The 1173-nt window shown below is 40.0% G+C and carries 2 protein-coding genes; both read left to right on the top strand.

Annotated elements, in window-relative coordinates; translation table 11 throughout:
• Window positions 1-298: ribonuclease H family protein (locus DD606_RS26080; RefSeq protein ID WP_176691503.1), on the top strand; the 298-nt coding region annotated here is incomplete at its 5' end.
• Window positions 299-694: 396 nt separating this feature from the next.
• Window positions 695-1173, top strand: a 479-nt coding sequence (locus DD606_RS25320) for an integrase (protein ID WP_139158387.1), incomplete at its 3' end; no start/stop codon positions are given.

Below are 1173 nucleotides of genomic sequence, written 5' to 3'. Positions count from 1 at the left end.
ATTGAAAAAGACCTTGACTAGCGCTCCTATCCTACGAGTGCCCGATTGGAATGTAATTTTCCATGTGCATATTGATGCATCAAACTTTGCTATTGGGTGTGTTCTAACTCAACCAGGAGAACATAAATTGGACTACCCCATTAGCTTTGCAAGTCGTCAATTAAATGATGCTGAGAGAAACTACACCACTACAGAGCGGGAAGGTTTAGCTATGATTTATGTAGTAAAGAAATTCTCTACTACCTTCTTGCCAACAAGTTTGTTTTTTATGTGGATCATCAAGCATTGTTGTATCTAGTAAATAAACCTTGTTCCATGGGAAGAATTACAGGATGGTTGTTAATTCTTCTTGAGTTTGACTTTACCATTGTGGTGAGACCTGGTAAAATAAATGTCATGGTGGATCATTTGTCTCGCATACCCAATAGTGAAGCCTCTACTGGAGTCGATGATGAATTGCCTGATACTTCTCTATTCCTAGTCAAAACCATACCTGAATGGAGTGAGAAGATTGTGAACTTTCTAGTTAATGGTTTTCCACCCAAAGAGCTTCGTAAGGACATAGCTCGAAAACTGTTAAAAGAATGTGAACGTTACTCTCATTGCAGGAACTCTCTACAGGCTAGGGAAGGATGATATTAATAGACGTTGTGCCCATGAGGATGAGTATTTATACATACTGCAAGAAGCCCACATGGGTATAGTCGGAGGAAATTTCTCAGGGGAACTAACAGCTAGAAAGGTGTTGCAATCAGGCTATTGGTGGCCAACCTTATTTAAGGATGCATCACTTTTTGCAAAAGGATGTGATGAATGCCAACGTTACAAGATCACACAACAAAAGGATAGGATGCCCTTACATCCTGTTAAAGTGACTCAACCATTTGAAAAATGGGGTTTGGACTTTGTAGGCCCAATTAGTCCGGCAGCTCGTAGCACTCAATCTCGATATATTATCGTTGCCACTGACTATGTGACAAAGTGGGCGGAAGCCAGGGCGACACGTAAGGCCGATGCAAGGTCAACTGCCAAGTTTCTCTTTGAGAATATTATTACAAGATTTAGTTGTCCCTTTGAGATTGTGAGTGACAATGGTACTCATTTTATAAATGGAGTAATAAAAGAACTCACTACCAACTTTATGATAGCTCACCATAAATCCACACCTTATTA

This window comes from Enterobacter cloacae complex sp. GF14B, from assembly GCF_004136805.1.
Taxonomy (GTDB): Bacteria; Pseudomonadota; Gammaproteobacteria; order Enterobacterales; family Enterobacteriaceae; genus Enterobacter; species Enterobacter hormaechei_C.
Note: the sequence above shows the minus strand (reverse complement) of the source record. Positions and strands in the feature narration are given on the sequence as shown.